Source organism: Pseudoalteromonas sp. NCCP-2140, from assembly GCF_023708065.1.
Taxonomy (GTDB): domain Bacteria; phylum Pseudomonadota; class Gammaproteobacteria; order Enterobacterales; family Alteromonadaceae; genus Pseudoalteromonas.
On the sequence record NZ_BRCZ01000011.1, the window covers coordinates 34,115 to 55,105 of the forward strand.

23 protein-coding genes are annotated in these 20,991 nt (G+C 42.1%); 18 read left to right on the forward strand and 5 right to left on the reverse strand.

The features are described from left to right. Positions 1-3 precede the first annotated feature (3 nt). Complete coding sequence (locus NFU46_RS17205; protein ID WP_054562877.1) at positions 4-879, forward strand: cytochrome c oxidase subunit 3; 876 nt, start codon at positions 4-6, stop codon at positions 877-879. Here the strand turns inward: NFU46_RS17205 and NFU46_RS17210 are convergent. Then, positions 853-1,089 carry a DUF2909 domain-containing protein gene (locus tag NFU46_RS17210; RefSeq protein WP_251603571.1) on the reverse strand — a complete coding sequence of 79 codons (237 nt, stop codon included), beginning with the start codon at positions 1,087-1,089 and terminating at the stop codon, positions 853-855. The genes NFU46_RS17205 and NFU46_RS17210 overlap by 27 nt on opposite strands. A gap of 14 nt (positions 1,090-1,103) precedes the next feature. Between NFU46_RS17210 and NFU46_RS17215 the strand changes: the two genes are divergently transcribed. From NFU46_RS17215 to NFU46_RS17275, 13 genes are all read left to right on the forward strand, one after another. Beyond that, positions 1,104-1,853: an SURF1 family protein gene (locus NFU46_RS17215; protein WP_251603574.1), complete on the forward strand. Its 750-nt coding sequence runs from the start codon at positions 1,104-1,106 to the stop codon at positions 1,851-1,853. Beyond that, positions 1,834-2,328: a transmembrane cytochrome oxidase associated protein gene (locus NFU46_RS17220; RefSeq protein WP_217875264.1), complete on the forward strand. Its 495-nt coding sequence runs from the start codon at positions 1,834-1,836 to the stop codon at positions 2,326-2,328. Before NFU46_RS17215 ends, NFU46_RS17220 begins: the two co-directional genes overlap by 20 nt. Positions 2,329-2,348: 20 nt before the next feature. Next, positions 2,349-3,338 carry a heme A synthase gene (locus NFU46_RS17225; protein WP_054562874.1) on the forward strand — a complete coding sequence of 330 codons (990 nt, stop codon included), beginning with the start codon at positions 2,349-2,351 and terminating at the stop codon, positions 3,336-3,338. Positions 3,339-3,347: 9 nt separating this feature from the next. Then, entirely contained in the window at positions 3,348-4,256 is a 909-nt protein-coding gene (gene cyoE, locus NFU46_RS17230; RefSeq protein WP_251603577.1) for a heme o synthase, read from the forward strand. Then, positions 4,253-4,870 (forward strand): SCO family protein, encoded by a 618-nt coding sequence (locus NFU46_RS17235; RefSeq protein WP_251603580.1) that lies wholly within the window; start codon positions 4,253-4,255, stop codon positions 4,868-4,870. The genes cyoE and NFU46_RS17235 overlap by 4 nt, the downstream gene beginning before the upstream one ends. A 169-nt stretch (positions 4,871-5,039) precedes the next feature. Further along, positions 5,040-5,312, forward strand: coding sequence for an STAS domain-containing protein (locus tag NFU46_RS17240; protein ID WP_054562871.1), 273 nt, complete (start codon positions 5,040-5,042; stop codon positions 5,310-5,312). 9 nt (positions 5,313-5,321) lie between these two features. Further along, positions 5,322-5,684: a response regulator gene (locus NFU46_RS17245; RefSeq protein ID WP_054562870.1), complete on the forward strand. Its 363-nt coding sequence runs from the start codon at positions 5,322-5,324 to the stop codon at positions 5,682-5,684. 15 nt (positions 5,685-5,699) lie between these two features. Then, complete coding sequence (locus NFU46_RS17250) at positions 5,700-7,781, forward strand: chemotaxis protein CheA (protein ID WP_251603583.1); 2,082 nt, start codon at positions 5,700-5,702, stop codon at positions 7,779-7,781. Beyond that, on the forward strand, positions 7,778-8,263 hold the full coding sequence (locus tag NFU46_RS17255) for a chemotaxis protein CheW (RefSeq protein WP_054562868.1): 486 nt from the start codon (positions 7,778-7,780) through the stop codon (positions 8,261-8,263). The genes NFU46_RS17250 and NFU46_RS17255 overlap by 4 nt, the downstream gene beginning before the upstream one ends. A gap of 29 nt (positions 8,264-8,292) precedes the next feature. Further along, on the forward strand, positions 8,293-10,620 hold the full coding sequence (locus NFU46_RS17260; protein WP_251603586.1) for a methyl-accepting chemotaxis protein: 2,328 nt from the start codon (positions 8,293-8,295) through the stop codon (positions 10,618-10,620). Between the two features lie 65 nt (positions 10,621-10,685). After that, positions 10,686-11,504 (forward strand): protein-glutamate O-methyltransferase CheR, encoded by an 819-nt coding sequence (locus NFU46_RS17265; RefSeq protein WP_062564789.1) that lies wholly within the window; start codon positions 10,686-10,688, stop codon positions 11,502-11,504. Further along, positions 11,501-12,118, forward strand: a complete 618-nt coding sequence (gene cheD / locus NFU46_RS17270; protein WP_054562865.1) for a chemoreceptor glutamine deamidase CheD — start codon at positions 11,501-11,503, stop codon at positions 12,116-12,118. Before NFU46_RS17265 ends, cheD begins: the two co-directional genes overlap by 4 nt. Positions 12,119-12,126: 8 nt before the next feature. After that, positions 12,127-13,161 (forward strand): chemotaxis response regulator protein-glutamate methylesterase, encoded by a 1,035-nt coding sequence (locus NFU46_RS17275; protein WP_251603589.1) that lies wholly within the window; start codon positions 12,127-12,129, stop codon positions 13,159-13,161. Here the strand turns inward: NFU46_RS17275 and NFU46_RS17280 are convergent. Further along, on the reverse strand, positions 13,148-14,179 hold the full coding sequence (locus tag NFU46_RS17280) for a polysaccharide deacetylase family protein (RefSeq protein ID WP_251603592.1): 1,032 nt from the start codon (positions 14,177-14,179) through the stop codon (positions 13,148-13,150). The genes NFU46_RS17275 and NFU46_RS17280 overlap by 14 nt on opposite strands. Between NFU46_RS17280 and dinF the strand changes: the two genes are divergently transcribed. Then, positions 14,156-15,490, forward strand: a complete 1,335-nt coding sequence (gene dinF / locus NFU46_RS17285) for an MATE family efflux transporter DinF (RefSeq protein WP_285835550.1) — start codon at positions 14,156-14,158, stop codon at positions 15,488-15,490. The genes NFU46_RS17280 and dinF overlap by 24 nt on opposite strands. Before the next feature lie 15 nt (positions 15,491-15,505). Here dinF and NFU46_RS17290 read toward each other — a convergent pair whose 3' ends face one another. Both NFU46_RS17290 and nfuA read right to left on the reverse strand, forming a co-directional pair. Then, on the reverse strand, positions 15,506-15,775 hold the full coding sequence (locus NFU46_RS17290; RefSeq protein ID WP_251603595.1) for a hypothetical protein: 270 nt from the start codon (positions 15,773-15,775) through the stop codon (positions 15,506-15,508). 14 nt (positions 15,776-15,789) lie between these two features. Continuing rightward, positions 15,790-16,365, reverse strand: coding sequence for a Fe-S biogenesis protein NfuA (nfuA, locus tag NFU46_RS17295; RefSeq protein ID WP_054554437.1), 576 nt, complete (start codon positions 16,363-16,365; stop codon positions 15,790-15,792). Between the two features lie 144 nt (positions 16,366-16,509). Between nfuA and NFU46_RS17300 the strand changes: the two genes are divergently transcribed. Beyond that, positions 16,510-19,062, forward strand: coding sequence for a M14 metallopeptidase family protein (locus NFU46_RS17300; protein ID WP_251603598.1), 2,553 nt, complete (start codon positions 16,510-16,512; stop codon positions 19,060-19,062). 6 nt (positions 19,063-19,068) lie between these two features. Here the strand turns inward: NFU46_RS17300 and NFU46_RS17305 are convergent, their stop codons facing one another. After that, positions 19,069-19,785 carry a ComF family protein gene (locus NFU46_RS17305; RefSeq protein ID WP_251603603.1) on the reverse strand — a complete coding sequence of 239 codons (717 nt, stop codon included), beginning with the start codon at positions 19,783-19,785 and terminating at the stop codon, positions 19,069-19,071. A gap of 58 nt (positions 19,786-19,843) precedes the next feature. Here NFU46_RS17305 and bioH point away from each other — a divergent pair, with 58 nt between their 5' ends. Together bioH and NFU46_RS17315 are read left to right on the forward strand one after the other, a co-directional pair. Beyond that, positions 19,844-20,581 (forward strand): pimeloyl-ACP methyl ester esterase BioH, encoded by a 738-nt coding sequence (gene bioH, locus NFU46_RS17310; RefSeq protein WP_251603606.1) that lies wholly within the window; start codon positions 19,844-19,846, stop codon positions 20,579-20,581. 101 nt (positions 20,582-20,682) lie between these two features. After that, the gene (locus tag NFU46_RS17315; protein WP_054554434.1) at positions 20,683-20,991 is read left to right on the forward strand and encodes a hypothetical protein; all 309 of its coding nucleotides are present in this window, start codon (positions 20,683-20,685) and stop codon (positions 20,989-20,991) included.

Here is a 20,991-nt window from a genome sequence, read left to right on the forward strand (position 1 = left end):
AAAATGAATCAAAATTATGAAAAATACTATGTTCCAGCCGAGAGTCCTTGGCCAATAGTTGGTGCCATCGCGATGTTTTTAATTGCTGTTGGTGCTGGTTTAACTGTGATGCAAGTAAGTGGAGAGGGCAGTAGTGGCCAGTATGTCTTGTATCTAGGCATTGCCATATTAATTTATATGGTTTTTAGCTGGTTTAGAAACGTTATTGAAGAGTCTCATAAAGGGCTTTACTCAGCACAAATGGACCGCTCCTTCAGACAAGGTATGAGCTGGTTCATATTCTCTGAGGTTATGTTCTTTATGGCGTTTTTTGGCGCTCTTTTTTACGCACGTATGATTTCGGTGCCTTGGCTTGGTGGTGCTGGTAATAATGCCATGACCAACGAAGTGCTCTGGCCAACCTTTGAAGCCGTATGGCCGCTATTAACTACGCCAGCGGGCGAGACCACACAGGCTATGGGCTGGCAAGGTCTACCTCTGATCAACACGCTTATTCTGCTTACCTCATCGGTCACAATTCACTTTGCTCATGTTGCGATAGAAAACAATAAGCGCGGCGCCCTAAAGGTATTTTTATCTTTAACCGTGCTGTTAGGTGTGATTTTCCTTGGCTTACAAGTTTACGAGTATATGCATGCTTACCAAGATTTAGGTTTGACCTTAGATGCGGGCGTTTATGGGAATACCTTTTTCTTGTTAACTGGATTTCACGGTATGCACGTGACACTAGGCACCATTATTTTATTTGTGGTGCTGCTCAGAATCTTTAAAGGCCACTTCACGAGTGAAAAGCATTTTGCCTTTCAAGCGGCTGCTTGGTATTGGCACTTTGTTGATGTGGTGTGGTTGTGTTTATTTGTGTTTGTGTACGTGCTGTAGCTTTGTGAAGCGGCGACGGGTTGGTGTGAATAAAGCCCAATTCATTGCGGCAATGATGAGCACCAGCACAATACCTGAAAACAGTACTCGACGACCTAAGTAATGCGACATGGGTTTCGAGTGCTCTTTTGCTGACATCATCACAAACAGCGCTCTAAATAGGTTGAACAGAATATAAAGTAATAACAAAACAATAATGATTTTAATCATATTAGGTATTCCAAATGCAGTTAATTTTATGGCGTAAACAAAAGCTTAGCTCAATTATCGCAATTTGCGTTGTGATACTTGCAGTGCTTATTTGTTTACGACTAAGCGTTTGGCAATACCAGCGAGCCGAGCAAAAACAGCAGCAACTAAGCCAGTTAGCCATTTCGAAAGAGCAAGGAGTTTTGAGCTGGCAAGAGCTGCAAAATTTACCTAGAGAGCTGAATAAAACGGGCTTGCAAGTCAAGGTCTCTGGCGAGGTAAATAAACAACAGTACTGGCTGCTTGATAATCAAATTTATCAGGGGCAAGTGGGTTATGACTTACTCGTAGCGATGACAATTGCAGGTGAAAGCGTGCCTTTAATCGTTAACTTTGGTTGGCTAAAAGCTCCAACAAACCGCAGCCAGTTGCCAACCGTTGTGTGGCCAGAATCAACAAGCTTTACGGCTACTGTGCAATTGAAACAAGGCAACTTACAAGGCTTCACACTTGCCGATGAGATTGGTGCAGAGCAAGGCTGGCCTAAGCGTATTCAAGGCATCGATTTAGCAATTTTTAGTGCTCAATTAGCAAAGCCCTTACAAGACTTTATCGGTTATCGCAATGAAGCAGATGGTATTGCAACCCCGCATTACCAGAGTGTCGTGATGGGGCCAGATAAACATTACGCCTATGCCGTGCAGTGGTTATTAATCGGCTTAGCGTGTGTAGTTATTGCTTATTTAGCGATGAGAAGGAGAGGTTATGAAAATAAACCCGCTTAGTTTATTCGTTTTATGCTGTTTTGTGCCGCTGGTACTTGCTTATGCAGCATTAAAGCTTGAGTGGTTACCGAGTGGTTCGAGTAATCATGGTGAGCTTTTAAGCGAAGAAGTTAAATTAGCTGATTGGCAACAAGGCGATCCTAAACAATGGACAATTGCGCTTAATTATCCAAAAGAGTGCAGTGAAGTTTGTGCAAACCAATTAGCCAGTCTAGATAACCTATATGTCGCTTTAGGTAAAAATCAGCAAAAAGTGGATGTGGCGGTACTGACAAATCAACAGCAGGTATCGGCCAATTGGCGTCAATTAGCAGTAAGTCCTGCGCTCAAAGCGGGAGACTTATACTTGGTTGATCACATGGGCTTAGTGGTTTTGCATTACCCCTACACGGCTGAGCCAGAACAAAACAGACTGATTCAAAAAGGCTTACTTAAAGACTTAAAGAAACTACTTAACTATGCGCGTTCAAGTTAAACCTCATTAAGGGGATAAAGATGTATAAAAATTATAAATATTTAGTCTTAATTACGGTTTTCTTCTCTATCTTAGTTGTTGGGCTTGGTGCCTATACACGGCTGAGTGATGCTGGGCTTGGTTGCCCTGACTGGCCTGGTTGCTATGGATTTTTAACTGTGCCAAAACATGAAACTGCTCTGTTACATGTTGAACAAAACTACCCTGATATGATGTTTGAAGCAGCGAAAGCATGGAAAGAAATGATCCATCGCTATTTTGCCGGTGCCCTTGGTTTACTTATTTTAGCCTTGTTTGTTTTTGCCTGGTTAAAACGCCAATATCCAAATACGCCGGTTAAACTGCCATTAGCACTATTATTATTGGTGGTATTCCAAGCCGTATTGGGCATGTGGACTGTCACTATGAACCTACAGCCTTTGGTTGTTATGGGGCATTTGCTCGGCGGTTTTAGTATCTTGTCGTTGCTGTTTTTATTGTATCTACGTTTAAAGACTGACCCTGTTGCTAGCAGTGATAGCGGCGCAAAGCCATATTATCAGTTAGCGCTGGTGGGCTTGGTGGTACTAATACTGCAAATTGCGTTGGGTGGCTGGCTTGCAGCAAATTACGCCGCTCCGCATTGTAATGGCTTACCGCTGTGTAGCTACGGACAACCGTTTTCTTTGAAGAGTGTGTTTCAGCTACCGCTTGAGCACAGCACCTATGAATATGGCGTTTTATCGCAGCAGGCGCGTATGTCTATTCATCTGCTACACCGTATTTGGGCGCTGGTTACTTGTGTGGTGTTAGCGCTGATCATGTGGCGCATATATTCACGCTGTTACTCTCGAAAAATTAAGCACTGCACAGTCACTGTATTAATCGCTTTGTTGTGCCAAATCTGTTTAGGCCTAGCTGTTGTGCACTGGCACTTCCCATTAAGTGTAGCGCTTGCGCACAACCTAATGGCCGCATTGTTACTGCTTAGCATGGTAAGACTATGCTTCCACTTAAAAATAAGAACCTAGGAGGCTGTGATGGCATTATTACTAAGCTCAGAAAAATCATTATTTATTCAAAGCTCAGAGTTACTTAAAGATTACTTAGCTATCAGTAAATTTAAAGTAGTTGCCATGCTTGTACTAACTGCTTGGGTTGGTTTGGCATTGGCTCCCGATGTTGGGCGAGGGATATTTGTGCAGCTTGCAAGTTTGCTAGGTATTGGCTTGCTGTCGGCTGCTGCTGCCGTGATCAATCATGTTGTTGATAGTGAAATCGACAGCAAAATGGCACGTACACGTCATCGTCCTGTGGCAAAAGGTCGGCTCAGTAAACAACATGCTTTGAGCTTTGCTGCAACTATAGGAATACTAGGTTTTGTTATGCTTATGGTATGGGCGAATACGCTCACCGCCATTCTTACTTTGTTTGCGCTTGTCGGCTATGCCTTTATTTACACCTCATTTTTAAAGCGTGCCACACCGCAAAATATTGTTATTGGTGGTTTGGCAGGCGCTATGCCGCCGTTGCTAGGGTGGGTATCTGAAACAGGCCATATGGCCGCGGCTCCTTGGCTGTTAGTGATGATTATATTTACTTGGACTCCCCCGCATTTTTGGGCCTTGGCGATTGCACGTAAAAGTGATTACGAGCGGGCAAAAATTCCTATGTTGCCTGTTACTCACGGTATCGAATTTTGTAAAACTTGCGTTGTTGGCTACAGCATTTTGCTTGCTTTGGTATGTGTGCTGCCTTATTTAATTGGCATGTCAGGGCTAATTTACTTATTAGGTGCAAGCGTTTTAAACGCGATATTCATTTATAAAGCGTTAAAACTAAAAATTGCCCCAAAAGATAATACAGCAATGGACTTATTTCGTTTTTCAATCGTGCATTTAATGCTACTCTTTATCGCCTTATTCATTGATAAATGGTTAGTTTTATGACGCGAATCGTCGCTTTTTTATGTTTCAGTGCGGTATTGTTTGTAACTGGTTGTGGTAAAGACAACACAGCTCCTGAAGTCGAAGCACTGGTTTATGAGCAGGCAAAGCCGATTAGTCCGTTTTTATTAACCGATCAACATGGTGCGCCCGCTGATAACAGTCAGTTTATGGGGCACTGGAATTTGGTCTTTTTAGGCTACACCAGTTGCCCTGATATATGTCCAATGACATTGGCGAAACTAACGGCAGTACAAAAGCAGTTAAGCCAAGATTACAAAGTGCAGGTATGGTTTGTTGCCGTAGATCCAAAGCGTGATACAACCGAAAAACGCAAAGCCTACATTGATTACTTTAATCCTGATTTTCTTGCAGTATCAGGCCCACACAAACAGCTTTTTCCATTTGTTAGAGAGCTTGGCTTAATTTACGCAATTAACGATAGTGATGAGCAAGAGTATGCCGTTGATCATAGCGCGTCGGTAGTGATGGTTGATGGCGATGGCTCGGTACGTGCGATTTTTAAGCCTGAATTTAAACAAGGCAGTGTGCCATTAATTAACGCCACAACTTTGACTGAAGAGTTCAAAAAAATAGCAGATTATTACGCAAAGTAAATTTTCTTGGTTAAGGGAGTCATTTTCAGCAAAAGAAAAGCTTCCTTTTTTGACATAAATGTCTAAGCTACTAAAAAATTTTACTATTTTTTGATTCAAATTATGGCATTTTTATTTAGTCAGTCTAAGCTTTTGTTATGAATTGTTTAAAGCAGGGAAAGTGTAAGTAATGTTAAAGCTCCCTACAGAATTAGCTATTAGTCAGGTCGAAACACTCCATCAAGATTTGCTCCAAGAGCTGTCAGCAAATGATGATATCTGTTTGGATATCAGTGAAGTGACCCGTGCTGACACAGCATCAATTCAGCTTTTATGTGCATTACAGAAGCATTTGCTTTCGGTGCAACACAAAATTATTTGGGTTGGCGAGAGCAAGCCGTTGCAACAGGCAATTAATAGTTTGGGCTTAAGCCATTATCTTGTGCTTGAGAATGCCAATTAAGAGGTTTTTATGAAAAGAATTTTAGCAGTAGACGATTCTGCATCTATGCGCCAAATGGTTGGTTTTACGCTTAAAAAAGCTGGCTTTGATGTGACAGAAGCGAAAGACGGCAGCGAAGCTTTAAATATCGCAAAACAACAAGGCTTTGATGCTGTTATTTCTGATGTGAATATGCCGGTAATGGATGGTATTACCCTTATTCGTGAGTTACGTAGCTTACCTAACTATAAGTTCACGCCTTTACTGATGCTGACCACAGAGTCGGGCCTTGATAAAAAGTCTGAAGGTAAAGCTGCTGGTGCAACTGGTTGGATTGTTAAGCCATTTAATCCTGAGCAATTGTTAGCGGTATTGAAAAAAGTGATTCGCTAATAATAGGAGCGGGGCATGAGTATAGATCTAAGCCAATTTTTTGAAGTATTCTTCGAAGAAAGCTTCGAAGGACTCGACGCTATGGAGGCTGAGTTATTAAACTTAGTGCCTGGCGAAGAAGACTTAGAGACCATAAATACAATTTTTCGCGCTGCGCATTCAATAAAAGGAGGCAGCGGTACCTTTGGTTTTAGTGCTGTTGCAGACTTTACTCATGTTCTCGAAACCCTGTTAGATCAAATTCGTGAAGGTTCACGAGATCTTACTGCTGAGCATGTAAATTTACTTTTAAAATCAGTTGACTGTTTACGGGCTTTACTCAGAACTTTACAAGCTGAGCAGCAGCCAGACTTAACTGAAGCTGATGAATTGCGTATTAAATTTGAAGAAATTCTTGGTATGCGTGCTGCAAGTAAAGCACCAGAGCCAACGCAAGAAGCTGTTAGCGAAAGCAGCTTTAACACCTATCAAATCGATTTCAAACCACACCATCATTTATTTAAAACCGGTAATGAACCACTGTACATGATCAGTGAATTAGCGGAATTAGGAGAACTTGAAACACAAGCCTTTCAAGATGATGTCCCCGATATTACTAACCTTGCCCCTGAAGATTGTTTTTTGTCGTGGCGCTTTTTCTTAACCACAGACAAAGAGCAAAGCTGCATCGAAGAAATTTTCGAGTGGGTTGAAGATGATGCTGATATCACCATTACGCTATGTGGTGGTTTGTTTGGTGATGAAGAGGTTGCCGCTGTTGAAACTGTTGCTGAAGAGGCTGCGCCAGCGCAAGAGGCTGAACCAGCAGCAGTTAAACCAATCACTGATACGAAAAAGCCAGCGCCAGTTAAAGCAACCACAGCCAATGCAGAATCAACCTCAATCAGGGTTGGTATCGATAAAGTCGATTCACTGATCAATATGGTGGGTGAATTAGTAATTACCCAAGCGATGTTAAGCCAATTGGGTGAGCAAGAAATCACAGAAACAACTATAGCCTCATTACAAGAGGGCTTAGCACAACTGGCACATAATACCCGTGACTTACAAGAAAATGTCATGCGTATTCGCATGTTGCCTATCAGCTTTGTGTTTAGTCGCTTTCCTCGCTTAGTGCGCGATATCTCTCAAAAGCTTGATAAACAAGTCGAGCTTAAATTACTGGGTGAACAAACCGAACTAGATAAAACTGTAATGGAGAAGCTTTCTGACCCCATGGTGCATCTAGTGAGAAACTCCTTAGATCATGGCTTAGAAACCGTTGATAAACGTGTCGCTGCAGGCAAAAACCCTGTAGGCACAGTAACGCTCAATGCGTTTCATCAAGGTGGCAATATCGTTATCGAAATTATGGACGATGGTCAGGGCCTGAACACCACTAAAATTCGTGAAAAGGCGATTAAAAACGGCCTAATTTCAGAAACCGATGAGTTGTCTGATAACGAAATCAATGAGCTTATTTTCTTACCAGGGTTTTCTACAGCCGATCAAGTCAGCGACTTATCAGGTCGTGGCGTCGGTATGGATGTAGTAAGGCGCAATATCGAAGCACTTAGCGGCTCTGTTGAAGTGGCTTCTGCACCAGGCGTGGGGTCGACATTTACAATTCGCTTACCGCTAACATTGGCTATCTTAGATGGGCAGTTAGTCCGAATTGCTGAACATACTTATATTATCCCGCTGATTTCGATTATTGAGTCATTGCAAATCGATATTAGTAAAGTGAGTCGGGTAGGCAAAGACTTAGATGTGCTGCGCTTACGTGATGAATATATTCCAATCTTAAGGCTTTACAACATTTTCAATCACCAAGGGGCGATTGAAACGCTTGATAAAACCTTGTTGGTTGTCGTTGAGAGTGACAACCAAAAAGTAGGTTTATTGGTTGATGACTTATTGTCGCAACAGCAAGTGGTAATCAAAAGCTTAGAAGCCAATTATCAAAAAGTTGATGGTGTCTCAGGGGCGACAATTTTGGGTGATGGTCGTGTTTCTTTGATTGTTGATATTAGTGGTTTGATTAAATTATCTGGGCTTAGAAAGCCTGGGAGCCAAGAATTGATTATTGAATCAAAAGCGAATTTGGAGGCGTCATGATTGCACAGCACGACGACCTGCATAACAAACTAAACCTTGAACAAGATCAAGATGTAAAACAGTTTTTAACCTTCTTCATGGCTGAAGAAGAGTATGGTGTTGATATTTTAACGGTGCAAGAAATTCGCAGTTGGGAAGAAATTACGGTGATCCCCAATTCACCGGATTTCGTCAAAGGGGTTATCAATCTGCGTGGCACCATAGTGCCGATTATTGATTTAAGGCTTCGTTTTGGTATTTCAGCCATCGAATACGGGCCGTTAACCGTTGTAATTGTTCTAAAAGTACAGCTTGAAAATACATGTAAAATTATGGGCATCGCCGTTGATGCCGTCTCGGATGTCTATAGCATTGCTGAGCATGAAGCGAAGGCAGTGCCACATTTGTCTGACTCAGATAACGCGCAATTTGTTGCGGGTTTAGTCAATGTGGGTGAGAAAATGGTCGCATTACTTGACCTACAAAAAACAATGGACATTTAACTGGGTAGATTAACAAGAAGGTGAAGGGTATGGGATGGTTTAGCAGTCCTAAAAATGTTGAGTCGGAAAATGATTTAGTTATTGCGGCGCTTAAAAAGTCGCAAGCGATGATTGAGTTTCAACCGTCGGGGCAGATTATAACTGCCAATGCTAATTTCTTAAACACCATGGGTTACCGACTCGAAGAGATCCAAGGGCAACACCACTCTATGTTTGTTGCTGAACAAGAGTCGCAAAGCCCAGAGTACCAACAGTTTTGGCAGCGGTTACGCAGCGGTGAGTTCTTTGTTGATGAATTTAAGCGTGTCGGTAAAAATGGCAAACAAGTTTGGATCCAAGGTACCTATAACCCAATTATTGATAGTAATGGTAATGTCACTAAAGTTATCAAATTTGCGACTGACATTACACCGCAAAAAGAACTTGAACGTCAGTCAAAACGTGATGCCGATTTATCAAATGCGCTGCGTGTTTGCCAAGCAAATGTGATGATTGCCGATAATGATTTAAAAATTATTTTCGTTAATGAGCAAGTAAAGCAAATGCTGCAAGCTCGCGAATCAACGTTACAAACAGTGCTACCTAGCTTCTCTGTGGCGAATTTAGTGGGTACGTGTGTTGATGATTTTCATAAACAACCGTCACACCAACGTGAGCTGCTAAAAACCTTATCTGAACCATACAAAACTACATTGCGTTTGGCGGGGCTTATTTTTAGCTTGATTGCGACTCCTTGGGTGAGCGCTTCGGGTAAGCGTTTAGGTACTATTGTTGAGTGGCAGGATATTACTGATAGCGTAAATAAAGCGGATGCTGAAAAACGTGAAGCTGAAGAGAATCTTCGTGTTCGACGCGCGTTAGACCGTGTGGCAACTAACACCATGATTGCTGACTCTAGCAACAACATTATTTATATGAACGACGCTGTTCTGAGTATGATGAAAATTGCTGAAAGTGATTTACGTAAAGACTTACCTAACTTCAATAGTAATAATCTAGTGGGTCAAAATATCGATGTGTTCCATAAAAATCCAGCACATCAGCGCAACATGCTGGCTAAGTTAAGTGATACTTACAGCACGGAAATTCAAGTTGGCGGTCGTACTTTTGGCTTGGTTGCAAACCCTATTTTCACCCCAGAAAACGAACGTATTGGTACGGTTGTTGAGTGGGAAGACAGAACTGCTGAAGTGGCGATTGAAAAAGAAATTGCGGGTCTGGTTGCTGCTGCGGGGAGTGGTGACTTAGAAGCCCGTGTAGAAGAAGCGGGTAAACAAGGTTTCTTCTTACGCCTGGCACAGGGCTTAAATAGCCTTGTCAGCATTGTTGATGATGCAGTAAAAGATACAGGCAATATGCTTGATGCTATGGCGAACGGTGACTTATCAAAACGTATTGAGCAAGACTATCAAGGTTCATTCGATAAGTTAAAACGTGATGCAAATGCCACGGCTGATAAGCTTACTGAAGTGATTAATCGCATTAATACCTCAGCAACGCTGGTTGCTAGTGGTGCAGAAGAAATCTCGCAAGGTAATGCTGATTTAAGTCAACGTACTGAAGAGCAGGCTTCATCACTTGAAGAAACTGCATCAAGCATGGAAGAGATGACCAGTACGGTTCGCCAAAATGCTGATAATGCAAAAGAAGTGAATGAACTTGCTGAAGAAACACGTACTAAAGCGCAAAAAGGTGGCGAAGTTGTAAATCGCGCTGTAACCAGTATGTCAGCAATTAATGAATCAAGTAAGAAGATTGCAGACATCATCAGTGTTATTGATGAAATTGCCTTCCAAACAAATCTACTTGCGCTGAATGCCGCTGTCGAAGCTGCCCGAGCAGGTGAGCAAGGTCGTGGTTTCGCAGTTGTTGCAGGTGAGGTTCGTAATTTAGCACAACGTTCAGCAGCTGCAGCAAAAGAAATCAAAGAATTGATCCGAGACAGTGTTGGAAAAGTTGAGGATGGTACATTACTGGTTAATGAATCGGGTTCAACATTACAAGAAATTGTTACGGCGGTGCAAAGAGTTACAGCAATGATTTCTGATATTGCTCAAGCTTCTGAAGAGCAAAGCTCTGGTATTGAACAAGTTAATAAAGCCATTGCCCAAATGGATGAAATGACTCAGCAAAATGCTGCTTTGGTTGAAGAAGCCTCTGCTGCAGGCGAATCAATGGCTGAGCAAGCGAATGATATGCGCCGCTTGTTAAACTTCTTCTCGTTATCAAATAACGAGATGGATATTACAAGCCGTGCAAGTTCAGCGCCTGCAGCTAAACAGCCAAGCTCACCAGTACGTTCGGCACCAAAAGGCAATAACTTTGTTGACCCTAGTGATGAGTGGGAAGAGTTTTAAAACTCTTCCCAATTAAATTCTAACTAGTTAATTGCATCTAATGTTACAGCTGCAGGGTCAAGCACATGAAAGAGTTTTTACTAACGGATAGTGACTTTAAAGCTATTTCGTCACAAGTGTACGATGCTTGCGGCATTGTTTTAGCTGAGCATAAGCGCGAGATGGTTTACTCGCGCTTAGCAAGACGTATTCGCCAACATAAGCTTAAGAACTTTAAAGAATATTTAGACTTTCTTGAAGAGAATAAAGAACAAGAGTTTAGTGAATTTATTAATGCCATAACCACTAATCTGACTTCTTTCTTTCGTGAGCCACATCACTTTAGTTATCTAAAAAATACCATAGTCCCCAAACTGTTGATTAGTAATGCTAAACAAAAGCGTGTAAGGGTGTGGTCTGCTGGTTGCTCGACCGGCGAAGAGCCTTATACCATTGCTATGACCTTAAGCGGTTTATTCCCATCTGACTGGGATGTGAAAATCCTAGCTACTGACTTAGATTCAAATGTGCTCGCTAAAGCACAGGCTGGCACCTATACCGCTGCGAATGTGAATGGTTTAGACAAAAGCCAACTTAAGCGCTGGTTTCTAAAAAGCCATGACGGTCAGTTATATAAAGTAAAACCCGAACTACAAAAGAATATTTTCTTTAAACGTCTAAACTTATTACAGAGCTGGCCTATGAAAGGGCCGTTTGATGTTATTTTTTGTCGCAATGTAGTTATCTACTTCGATAAGCCGACGAAAGATACTCTATTTAAACGTTATTACGATTTGTTGACCGATTCAGGTCATTTATTCTTGGGGCATTCCGAAACACTGGGTAAGGACCACAAAGAGTTTAAGAATTTAGGCCAAACTATCTATCAAAAAGGTGGTCTATGAGTAGTCATTTTAAACCTGTATTGTCTGGTTTTGAGCACGTTAAACGGTTTTGGGATGGCAAGCGCCATAAAGTGGTTGCTAAAGTATTACCAGGCGAATTTTATGTGTCTAAGTCTGATGAATTGATCACAACTGTGTTAGGTTCGTGTATTGCTGCGTGTATTTACGATGAAGGATTAGGCATTGGTGGGATGAATCACTTTATGCTGCCAGCAGAAAAAGGCGTTGATCCGAGTAACGCACACAGCCTTAACTGTCGTTATGGCAACTGGGCAATGGAATACTTGATCAATGAAATCCTAAAAAATGGTGCTTCTAGACGCAACCTCAAAGTAAAGCTGTTTGGCGGCGGGAAAATAATCCGTTCAATGACAGATATTGGTGTTGGCAACATTCGTTTTGCAAATGCCTATGTACTTGAAGAGGGTTTGGATTTAGTATCCCATGATGTTGGCGGACCTTGGCCACGTAAGGTGATGTTTGATCCGCAAACAGGCAAGGCTCAGGTCAAAAAAATGCGTGAATTGCACTCTGATAAACTCGAAAAACGTGAAATTAAATACTTACACGATATTGAGCAGCAAGATGCAGAAACGGATATTGAATTATTTTAGGAGAGCATATGATCAAAGTACTCATAGTTGATGATTCTGCTCTGATCCGTGGTTTACTCAAGGAAGTTCTCGAGCAAGCGCAAGACATTCAAGTCGTTGGTGCGGCAGAAGACCCTTATCAAGCCCGAGATTTAATTAAGCGCCTTAATCCCGATGTCTTAACATTAGATATCGAAATGCCGAAAATGGATGGGTTAAGTTTTTTGAAAAACTTGATGCGCCTTCGTCCTATGCCAGTGGTAATGATTTCAACATTAACTCAAAAAGGCTCTCCTATCACATTGGAAGCTCTTGAAATTGGTGCTGTTGATTTTATTGCTAAGCCAACCATCAATGTTACAGAAAACCTGCAGCGTTATGCCCATTTATTACATCAAAAAGTTCGCACTGCCGCAGGTGCCAGAATACGCGCCTTTAAAGAATTAAAAGTTGAAGACGACAGCGCTTTAGCTACATTGCAATTTAAGGCCAATAGCGTACTAGCCATTGGGGCTTCAACGGGTGGCACCGAGGCAATTAAAGAAGTACTCGTGCGCATGCCAGAAAATTGCCCACCGATTGTGATTACTCAGCATATTCCGCCGGTCTTTAGTACTTCGTTTGCGATGCGCATGGATAGAACGTGCAAAATAAACGTTAAAGAAGCTGAACATGGCGATAAATTACAACCTGGCTGGGCGTATATTGCACCGGGCGATCAGCATTTGAGTGTGGTGAAAAAAGCCGGAGGCCTGTTTTGTCAGCTTGATTCGAGTGAGCTGGTTAATCGCCATCGCCCAGCAGTAGATGTGCTATTTAACTCCCTCGTTGTTGCTTGCCCTAAAGCGACAGTAGCGGCGTTATTGACCGGTATGGGCAGTGATGGCGCGCAAGGCTTATTAGCATTAAATCAAGCAGGAGCCTACACCATAGCGCAAGATGAATTATCGTCTGTGGTATGGGGCATGCCAAAAGCCGCTGTAGAGCTTAATGCGGCTAATGAAGTGGTTCGCCTAGATAAAATCACAGCGCAAATGCTAAAACAGGCCGTTAAGGTACAATAACCCAAGGTTGAGAGAACCAATAATAGCTGCCTTTCTTCGCGATAGAAGGGGCTGTGCAGTTAAAGCGAGAGCGGCCCTTTTTCAGCTTTTCAGGTGATGTGATCTTCACCGTATCTTTACTAAGCCAGGTTAAATCAGCTTGACCAATACCTGATACATAACAAGCAAACTGGCTTTTATGAAAGTCCTGCATATCAAATTGAATGCTTAAACTTGGCGGGTTTTCGTCTGTCACGCTATCTGAATAGGTGAGCTGTTTGATAGTGAATGCTTGAGAGTCTAGTTTAGTGGCAAGCGTATCAAGCTTTGAATAAAAGCCCGATGCCGGAAAACGTGGTAACCGGGTAAAGTCAGAATGGATACCTACAGCCCCTGAATGCTGACCTATACCAACAAATCCTAGCGATTTTACTAGTTGTTGCAGTGAATTATTAAACTCGCCATAAGGGTAAGCAAGGTATTTGTAATCATGGCCAATTTCTTCTTTAATGCGCTGCTGGGCAGATAAAATGTCTTCTTTAGTACGTGCAAGCCATACTTCTTCAGTCTCGCCTGGTTGTTTGCGGTGTATGTAATTATGAACTTGTGTGTGGTTGCTAATTAAGGCGCCTTTTTTCGATAGCTCCTTTAACTGCTGCCACGTCATTACATAGCTTTTGCCTTCATCAATTAGTTCGGGATTTACGAAAATAGTGTACGGATAGTCAAATTTTTCTAAGATGGGCGCAGCTTCTTCATAGTTATTTTTGTAGCCATCATCGAAGGTTATTGCGACGGTTTTATCTGTTAGCGGTTGGCCTGCTTGTAACGAGGTAATGAGTTCATCTAGTGGAATAACGTTGAAGTTATTATCTTTTAAATATTGCATGTGTTCAGTGAATGTTTCGCTGCTGACACTGGTTACCGCAGGAAGGCTTTCACTGACGTGGTGATACTGTAGAATGACTGCGCCATGGGCACGCAAAGATAAACCTAACAGGACTGCAAATACTAAATGAAACATTTTCTTAAACGTCATAAGGCACACCATAAAAGTTTACTGTTATTAGCCGGTCCGATGATTTTATCAAATATTACCGTGCCAATGTTAGGTTTAGTTGATACTGCTGTAATCGGCCACTTAGGAAGCGCTCACTATTTAGCTGGTATAGCGCTCGGTTCAGCAGTTATCTCGTTATTATTTTGGCTAGCAGGCTTTTTGCGCATGAGCACCACAGGATTAGTTGCCCAGGCCTATGGTAAAAGCGATCACACCTTACTTGCTGAGCTATTAAAGCGCAGCTTGTTACTAGCAACAGCGGTAGCGCTGTTATTAATAGCGCTGAGTATACCTATTCAATCCTTAATGGCATATTTATCAAATGCGAATGAAGCTGTTTTAGAACAAGCAAATAGCTATTTTTCGATTCGTATTTTTAGTGCACCCGCTGCTTTGTGTAACTTGGTTTTACTTGGTTGGATGCTAGGTGTTCATTATGGTCGAGGGCCGTTTTATTTATTACTTATCACCAATATAACCAATATTGTGCTTGATATTTATTTTGTGGTGTTTCTTGATTGGGGTGTGGCTGGAGCTGCGTGGGCGTCTTTAATCGCTGATTATATCGCCCTAGCTTTTGCACTTATGTTAGTTGCACAACTAGCTAAAAAACAAGGTGTTAACCTTGCTGTGAAAGCCTGGTTAAGTGTTGCTAAGTTACTTGATTTAGTGAGCTTGAATCGCGATATTTTTATTCGTTCACTAGCACTCCAGCTATGTTTTAGCTTTATGACTTTTTATGGCGCACGGATCGGCGAAACAACCTTAGCGGCTAATGCCGTATTGCTAAACTTTTTAATGTTGGTGAGCTTTGCGCTTGATGGTATTGCTTATGCAAGTGAGGCAAAGGTCGGTAAAGCGAAAGGTGAGCACAGCGCTAAGCAGATTAAGTTATGGGTTAATTTGAGCTTGTTTTGGGGCGGGTTATTTGCGTTGTTTTATAGCCTTATATTTTTATTATTTGGTGAGGCAATTATTCGCTTACTCACCGATGTGCCCGAAGTTATCAGCCTTGCAACGGTTTATCTTCCTTGGGTGATTATATTGCCTATTGCGGCGATGGGCTGCTTTTTATTTGATGGCGTATTTGTCGGTTTAACCCGTGCTAAAGACATGCGTAATACTATGCTATTTAGTGCTCTAGTGGGCTTTTTTGGACTGTTTTGGGTAGTGAGTAGCTGGCAAAATCATGGTTTATGGTTTGCGATGACCAGCTTTATGCTGATACGCGGATTAACGCTGTGGTTTCGCTACCGTAAAATTGTCAACAACCAGCAATTATTAGAGTAAATTATCGCTGAAGATTTATTTCCAAAGATCGGGGTCGTGATCTTTTGGGGATGAGCGCTCTAAAACTTGTGCAAAACGGTTGGCAAAAATACCTAAGTAGCCCCAACCAGCAAAGAATAAAGCCACAGCTAGTATGACTAGGCCAATTAATTGAAATAGTGCGGGTCCATAGTAACCTATGGCAATAAAAATCACGGCTAGCACAAACAGTGCTAGGCCGCGAAGAAAGCGTTTTAAGCTTAACTTGGGATCGCTGCCTAAGCGAAATACCCATTTTTTAAGCATGCTTTAGATACCGGTTAGTAGTAAGAGTGTTCACCAGATTGGTGATCAGTAATGTCTCTTACACCGTTGATTTCGTCAAACTTGGCGATCATTTCTTTCTCGATGCCTTCTTTAAGTGTGACGTCAATCATTGAACAACCGTTACAGCCACCGCCAAATTGCAGTACCGCGATACCGTCAGCAGTAATTTCTACTAGGCTTACTTGACCGCCGTGGTTAGCGAGCTGAGGATTAACTTCGGTTTCAAGCATGTGTTGAACACGCTCTTGTAGTGATGCATCATCGCTAAGTTTACGTGCTTTCGCATTTGGTGCTTTAAGCGTTAACTGAGTACCCATTTTGTCAGTTACAAAATCGATTTCAGCTTCTTCTAAGAAAGGGGCGCTTTCTGCATCAACAACGGCATCAAAACCATTGAATGGTAGACGAATATCAGTCGCTTCAACGGCGTCTTCTGGGCAGTAAGAAACACCACACTCAGCCTGCGAAGTACCTGGGTTTACTACAAACACACGAATGTTTGTTTGTTCAGCTTGGTCTGCTAAAAGTTTAGCAAAATGAGATTGTGCAGATTCAGAAATAGAGATCATAAAACGGACTATACTTGACTAAATTACTCGGATACTGTGTATCATACTCCGCTCATCGTGTTGTCGCCAGTGTTGAGCGTAAAAAGTTGCATCTATTTTATCGAATGGTAGCGTTAAAACATCAAATAATTACGGGTGCTATCTATGCGTTTAATAATAACAATATTAACCATGCTAGTGAGCGTTAGCGCATTAGCAAAACCTCTTTCTTATTACTTTGAACAAGATGTGAAATTTGACCCAAGTATTCCGACCCCTGAACAGGTGTTAGGTTACGAAGTGGGTGAGTGGCATGTACGTCACGATCAACTTGTGCAATATATGCAAATTCTTGCTGAAAAAAGTGACCGAATGAATTTTAAAGTAATCGGTCGCACTCATGAGCAGCGTCCACTGGTGATGCTAACGGTTACAGCGTCCGACAAACTTGGCCAAGTTGAGCAAATCCGCAAGGCGCATTTGGCTCGCCTAAATGGTGAAGCGAGTGACTCAAGTAAACAGCCTGCGGTTGTATGGATGGGTTACAGTGTTCACGGTAATGAATCATCAGGCAGCAACGCATCGCTTCTCGTTGCTTATTACCTTGCAGCTGCACAGGGGCCAGAAATCGATGCCTTACTTAACAACACGGTTATTTTACTCGACCCATCATTAAACCCTGACGGCTTAGCGCGTTTTGCAAATTGGGCAAACAGCAACCGTGGCATGAAGTTATCATCAGATCCACAAACTCGCGAGCATATCGAAAGTTGGCCAAGTAGCCGTACTAACCATTACTTGTTTGATTTAAACCGTGACTGGCTATTACTACAGCACCCTGAATCACGTGCACGTATTGCACAGTTTCACCAATGGAAACCGAATATCCTAACTGACTTTCATGAGATGGGCCCAAACAGCACTTACTTTTTCCAACCAGGGATCCCAACTCGTAAGCACCCAATTACGCCTGAAGAAAATGTCACGCTGACTAAAGCAATTGCAAACTATCATGCAAAAACACTTGATGAGCACAATGCACTTTACTTCACAGAAGAAAGCTTTGATGACTTTTACTATGGTAAAGGCTCAACTTACCCAGACGTCAATGGCGGTGTAGGCATCTTATTTGAACAAGCGAGCTCGCGTGGTCACTTACAAGAAACTATTAACGGCCCGTTAAGCTTCCCGTTTACGATTAAAAATCAGTTATTAACAAGCTTATCGACGTTCCAAGCGGCGATTGATAACCGTACAGACTTACTTGATTATCAAGCAAAATTTTATAACAAAGCAGTTGATCTTGCTGGTGATGAAGATTTTAAAGGGTATGTAGTTAAAGGCGGCGCTGATCAAAGCCGCATGCAATACTTCCTTGATTTATTGAGACAACACCAAATCAATGCGTACATGTTAGAAGAGCCGTTAAAAGTAAACGGGCAAAGCTTTTCTGAGCAGAGCTATTATGTGCCATTAGCACAGCCACAATTTCGTTTAATTAAAGCGATTTTCAGTGAGCAACAGCGTTTTGTTGATAATACGTTTTATGATGTATCTGGCTGGACACTTGCTCATGCCTTTAATTTAGAATTTGCAAAGGTAAGCAGCAACTGGGGCTTAAATGTGGTAAAAATGCCTTGGCAGCAAAGTGTTAAGTCAAGCTTTGCAGCATTACCGCAAAGCTATGCCTATGCATTTAAATGGGATGATTACCTAGCGCCAAAAATGCTTAATAGCTTGCTTGAACAAGGTGTGAAAGCACGCGTGGCATTAAGCCCACTAACAGCAAAAACGCCATCAGGTGAAATAGCGTTTGAACCAGGTAGTATTCTTGTTCCTGCTGGTCTGCAAACTGATAGCAACTGGGTTAGTTATTTAAACCAAGCACAGAATGAGTTTGGCATTGAAATTACGCCAATTAGTTCGGGCTTAACGGTTAAAGGTGCTGATTTAGGTTCTCGTGCAATGGCGGTTGTGAAAGCGCCTAAAGTATTACTCGTGGGTGGTCAAGGAACTAGCCAGTATGAGCTTGGTGAAGTGTGGTATTACTTAGATCGTTTTGTAGGCACCGCGCCAAGCATTATCGAAATGGAGCGCTTAGGTAACATCGACCTTGAAAACTACAGCCATATTATTTTAGCGCACGGAAATTTCAATCGTCTTGATGATGCGACTAAAGTGGCTATTAAATCGTGGGTTCGTAAAGGCGGTGTTATTTGGGGTCACAAAGGGGGGGCGAAGTTCTTAGCTGATCAGCAACTACTAAAAGCAAACTACTTATCTCGTCGCGATGTAGCCAGTGCCTTTGATACAACAGGGCTTACTTATGCTGATAAAGATGACTTAGCTGGTCGTCAGCGTATTGCCGGTGCAATTTTTAATACCTCTGTAGATTTATCTCATCCACTTACGTATTCGCTGAACCGTAATACATTACCTGTATTTAAGAATAGCACTTGGCTACTTGAGAAATCAGACTCACCTTTTGTTAATGTGCTTACTTACACAGATAAGCCGCTTTTAGCTGGCTTTACTGATGACGTAAACGTAGAGCAAGTAGCGGGTGCTGCTGGCCTAATTGCGCATTCATATGGCAAAGGCAGTGTAATAGGTATGACAGATAACCCTGTGTTCCGTGGTTACTGGTACGGTACGAGCCGATTACTAAGCAATGCCTTATTTTTTGGTAATGCCTTTCATGCTTCAGGTGATAAGTAATCACAATTAATCATAATGCGGGTTGCCTAACCCCGTTAGGCAAGTGAGCATAGCCCATACTTGCTTTGCCCCTGCATGTTTTATGGCTTCTGTCGCAGCATTTATGGTTGCGCCAGAGGTCATCACATCATCAATAATCGCCACGGTTTTTCCTGTTAAATCTTGCTGACAAACAAAGGCATTTTGTAGATTTTTAACTCTCTTCGCTTTACTTAACTGTGATTGCGCTTTGGTTGCTTTTTGCTTGTAAAGAGCTGAGCTAACAGTACATTGCTGGTTTTTCAAAACAGGCAGCCAAGTTTGGCTTACCTGATTAAAGCCGCGCGCTAAAAAGCGTTGATTATGTAGTGGTAGCACAATAAAAAGATCGGGCCAACTTGAATTAACTTGATGAGCTAATTGCAGCTGCCTCTGTATTACTTGTTGTAGCGCCACACAAAAATACTGCTGGTCATTAAATTTCAACTGCTTGAGCCAAAGTTTAAAAGGCGCTTGATACCAAGCACAGGCAATTAGATGATCAAAATTACTATCAGGAAATGCATCACAGATATCAGGTCGATGTAACAGGTTTGGATGGTGTGTAAGGTCAAATAAATTGAGGTCATCTAAACAATACTGACACAAAGCTTGATCAGCCTGTATGTGACTCTGGCAGCTAATGCAAAAGTTGGGGAATAGTGCGTCTAGCCCTAGTTTTAAGGTGTGAGGTAAGTGAGACATTGCATTCATTCCTTTAAACGCTATTATGAGCGCTAAGTGTGGTTGGGAAATACAAAATATGCAAAATGAGATGGTGCTATTACATGGCTGGGGAATGAACCAAGGGGTTTGGCAAGTGATCAAACCTGAGCTTGAGTTTTTTCATGATGGTGAAGTCCGTTGTCTCGATTTACCTGGCTTTGGTAACGCACAGTCTATTCCCACACCTTACACTTTGCACGCTGCAGCTGAGCAACTAAGTACACAGCTAAATGAAAAGTCTATTCTTGTTGGCTGGTCGTTGGGCGGGCTTTTTGCCTTGTATATTGCAGCACATTGGCCTGACAAAGTCGCAAAGGTTGTATTGGTTGCCTCAACCCCCTTTTTTGCGCAAACCGACGAATGGCCGGGTATTAAACCTGACGTATTAAATGCATTTAAAGATCAGCTGGTTAGGCATAGAGAAAAAACAATAGAACGGTTTTTGGCGATACAAGCGATGGGCAGTGAATCAGCGCGAGATGACATTAAGCAACTTAAAGCACTTTTAAACCAATACCCAGCGCCTCAAGAGCAAGCTTTAAGTGTGGGCTTAGACATTTTACAGCAGGATGATTTACGTGAGCTATTCGCTAACCTTAGCGTACCTGTGCGTGGTATTTTCGGTCGCTTAGATTCATTAGTACCTTATCGCGCGATTGAAAAAATGCATGCCTTACAACCTCAGTTTGAATATGAAGTTTTAGATAAGGCCTCACACGCGCCTTTTATTTCACATAAAGCGGCATTTATATCAGCACTGAAATCAATGTGTTAAGCAAAACTCGCTGAGAGGCCAGAAAAATAGCGGGATTTAGCTTTATTTTGCTCGTTTTATGAGCGATACTTATCGGGTAGATCTCACTGTTGGAGGGTGTTATGCCAATCAGTTCTGTTTTTAATAATGCGGTAGAAGGTTATAACCGCGCAAGCCAAGGTATCGAAAAGGCGAGCGCTGAGATTAGCCGTGCCTCAATTGATCAGCAAGATGATGCCCAATTAGCTCAACAACGCCAATTACAAGCGGCAACTCCAAATGAAGCTGTAACTCCGCCAGTTTCACAACCTGCCCCAATCGATGAGTCGCTTGTTAATTTAAAAGTTGAAGAGTTTAATGCAAAAGCTAATATCAACACGATTCAGACTGCTGATGAAGTGCTGGGTACATTAATAGATATTAAAGTTTAG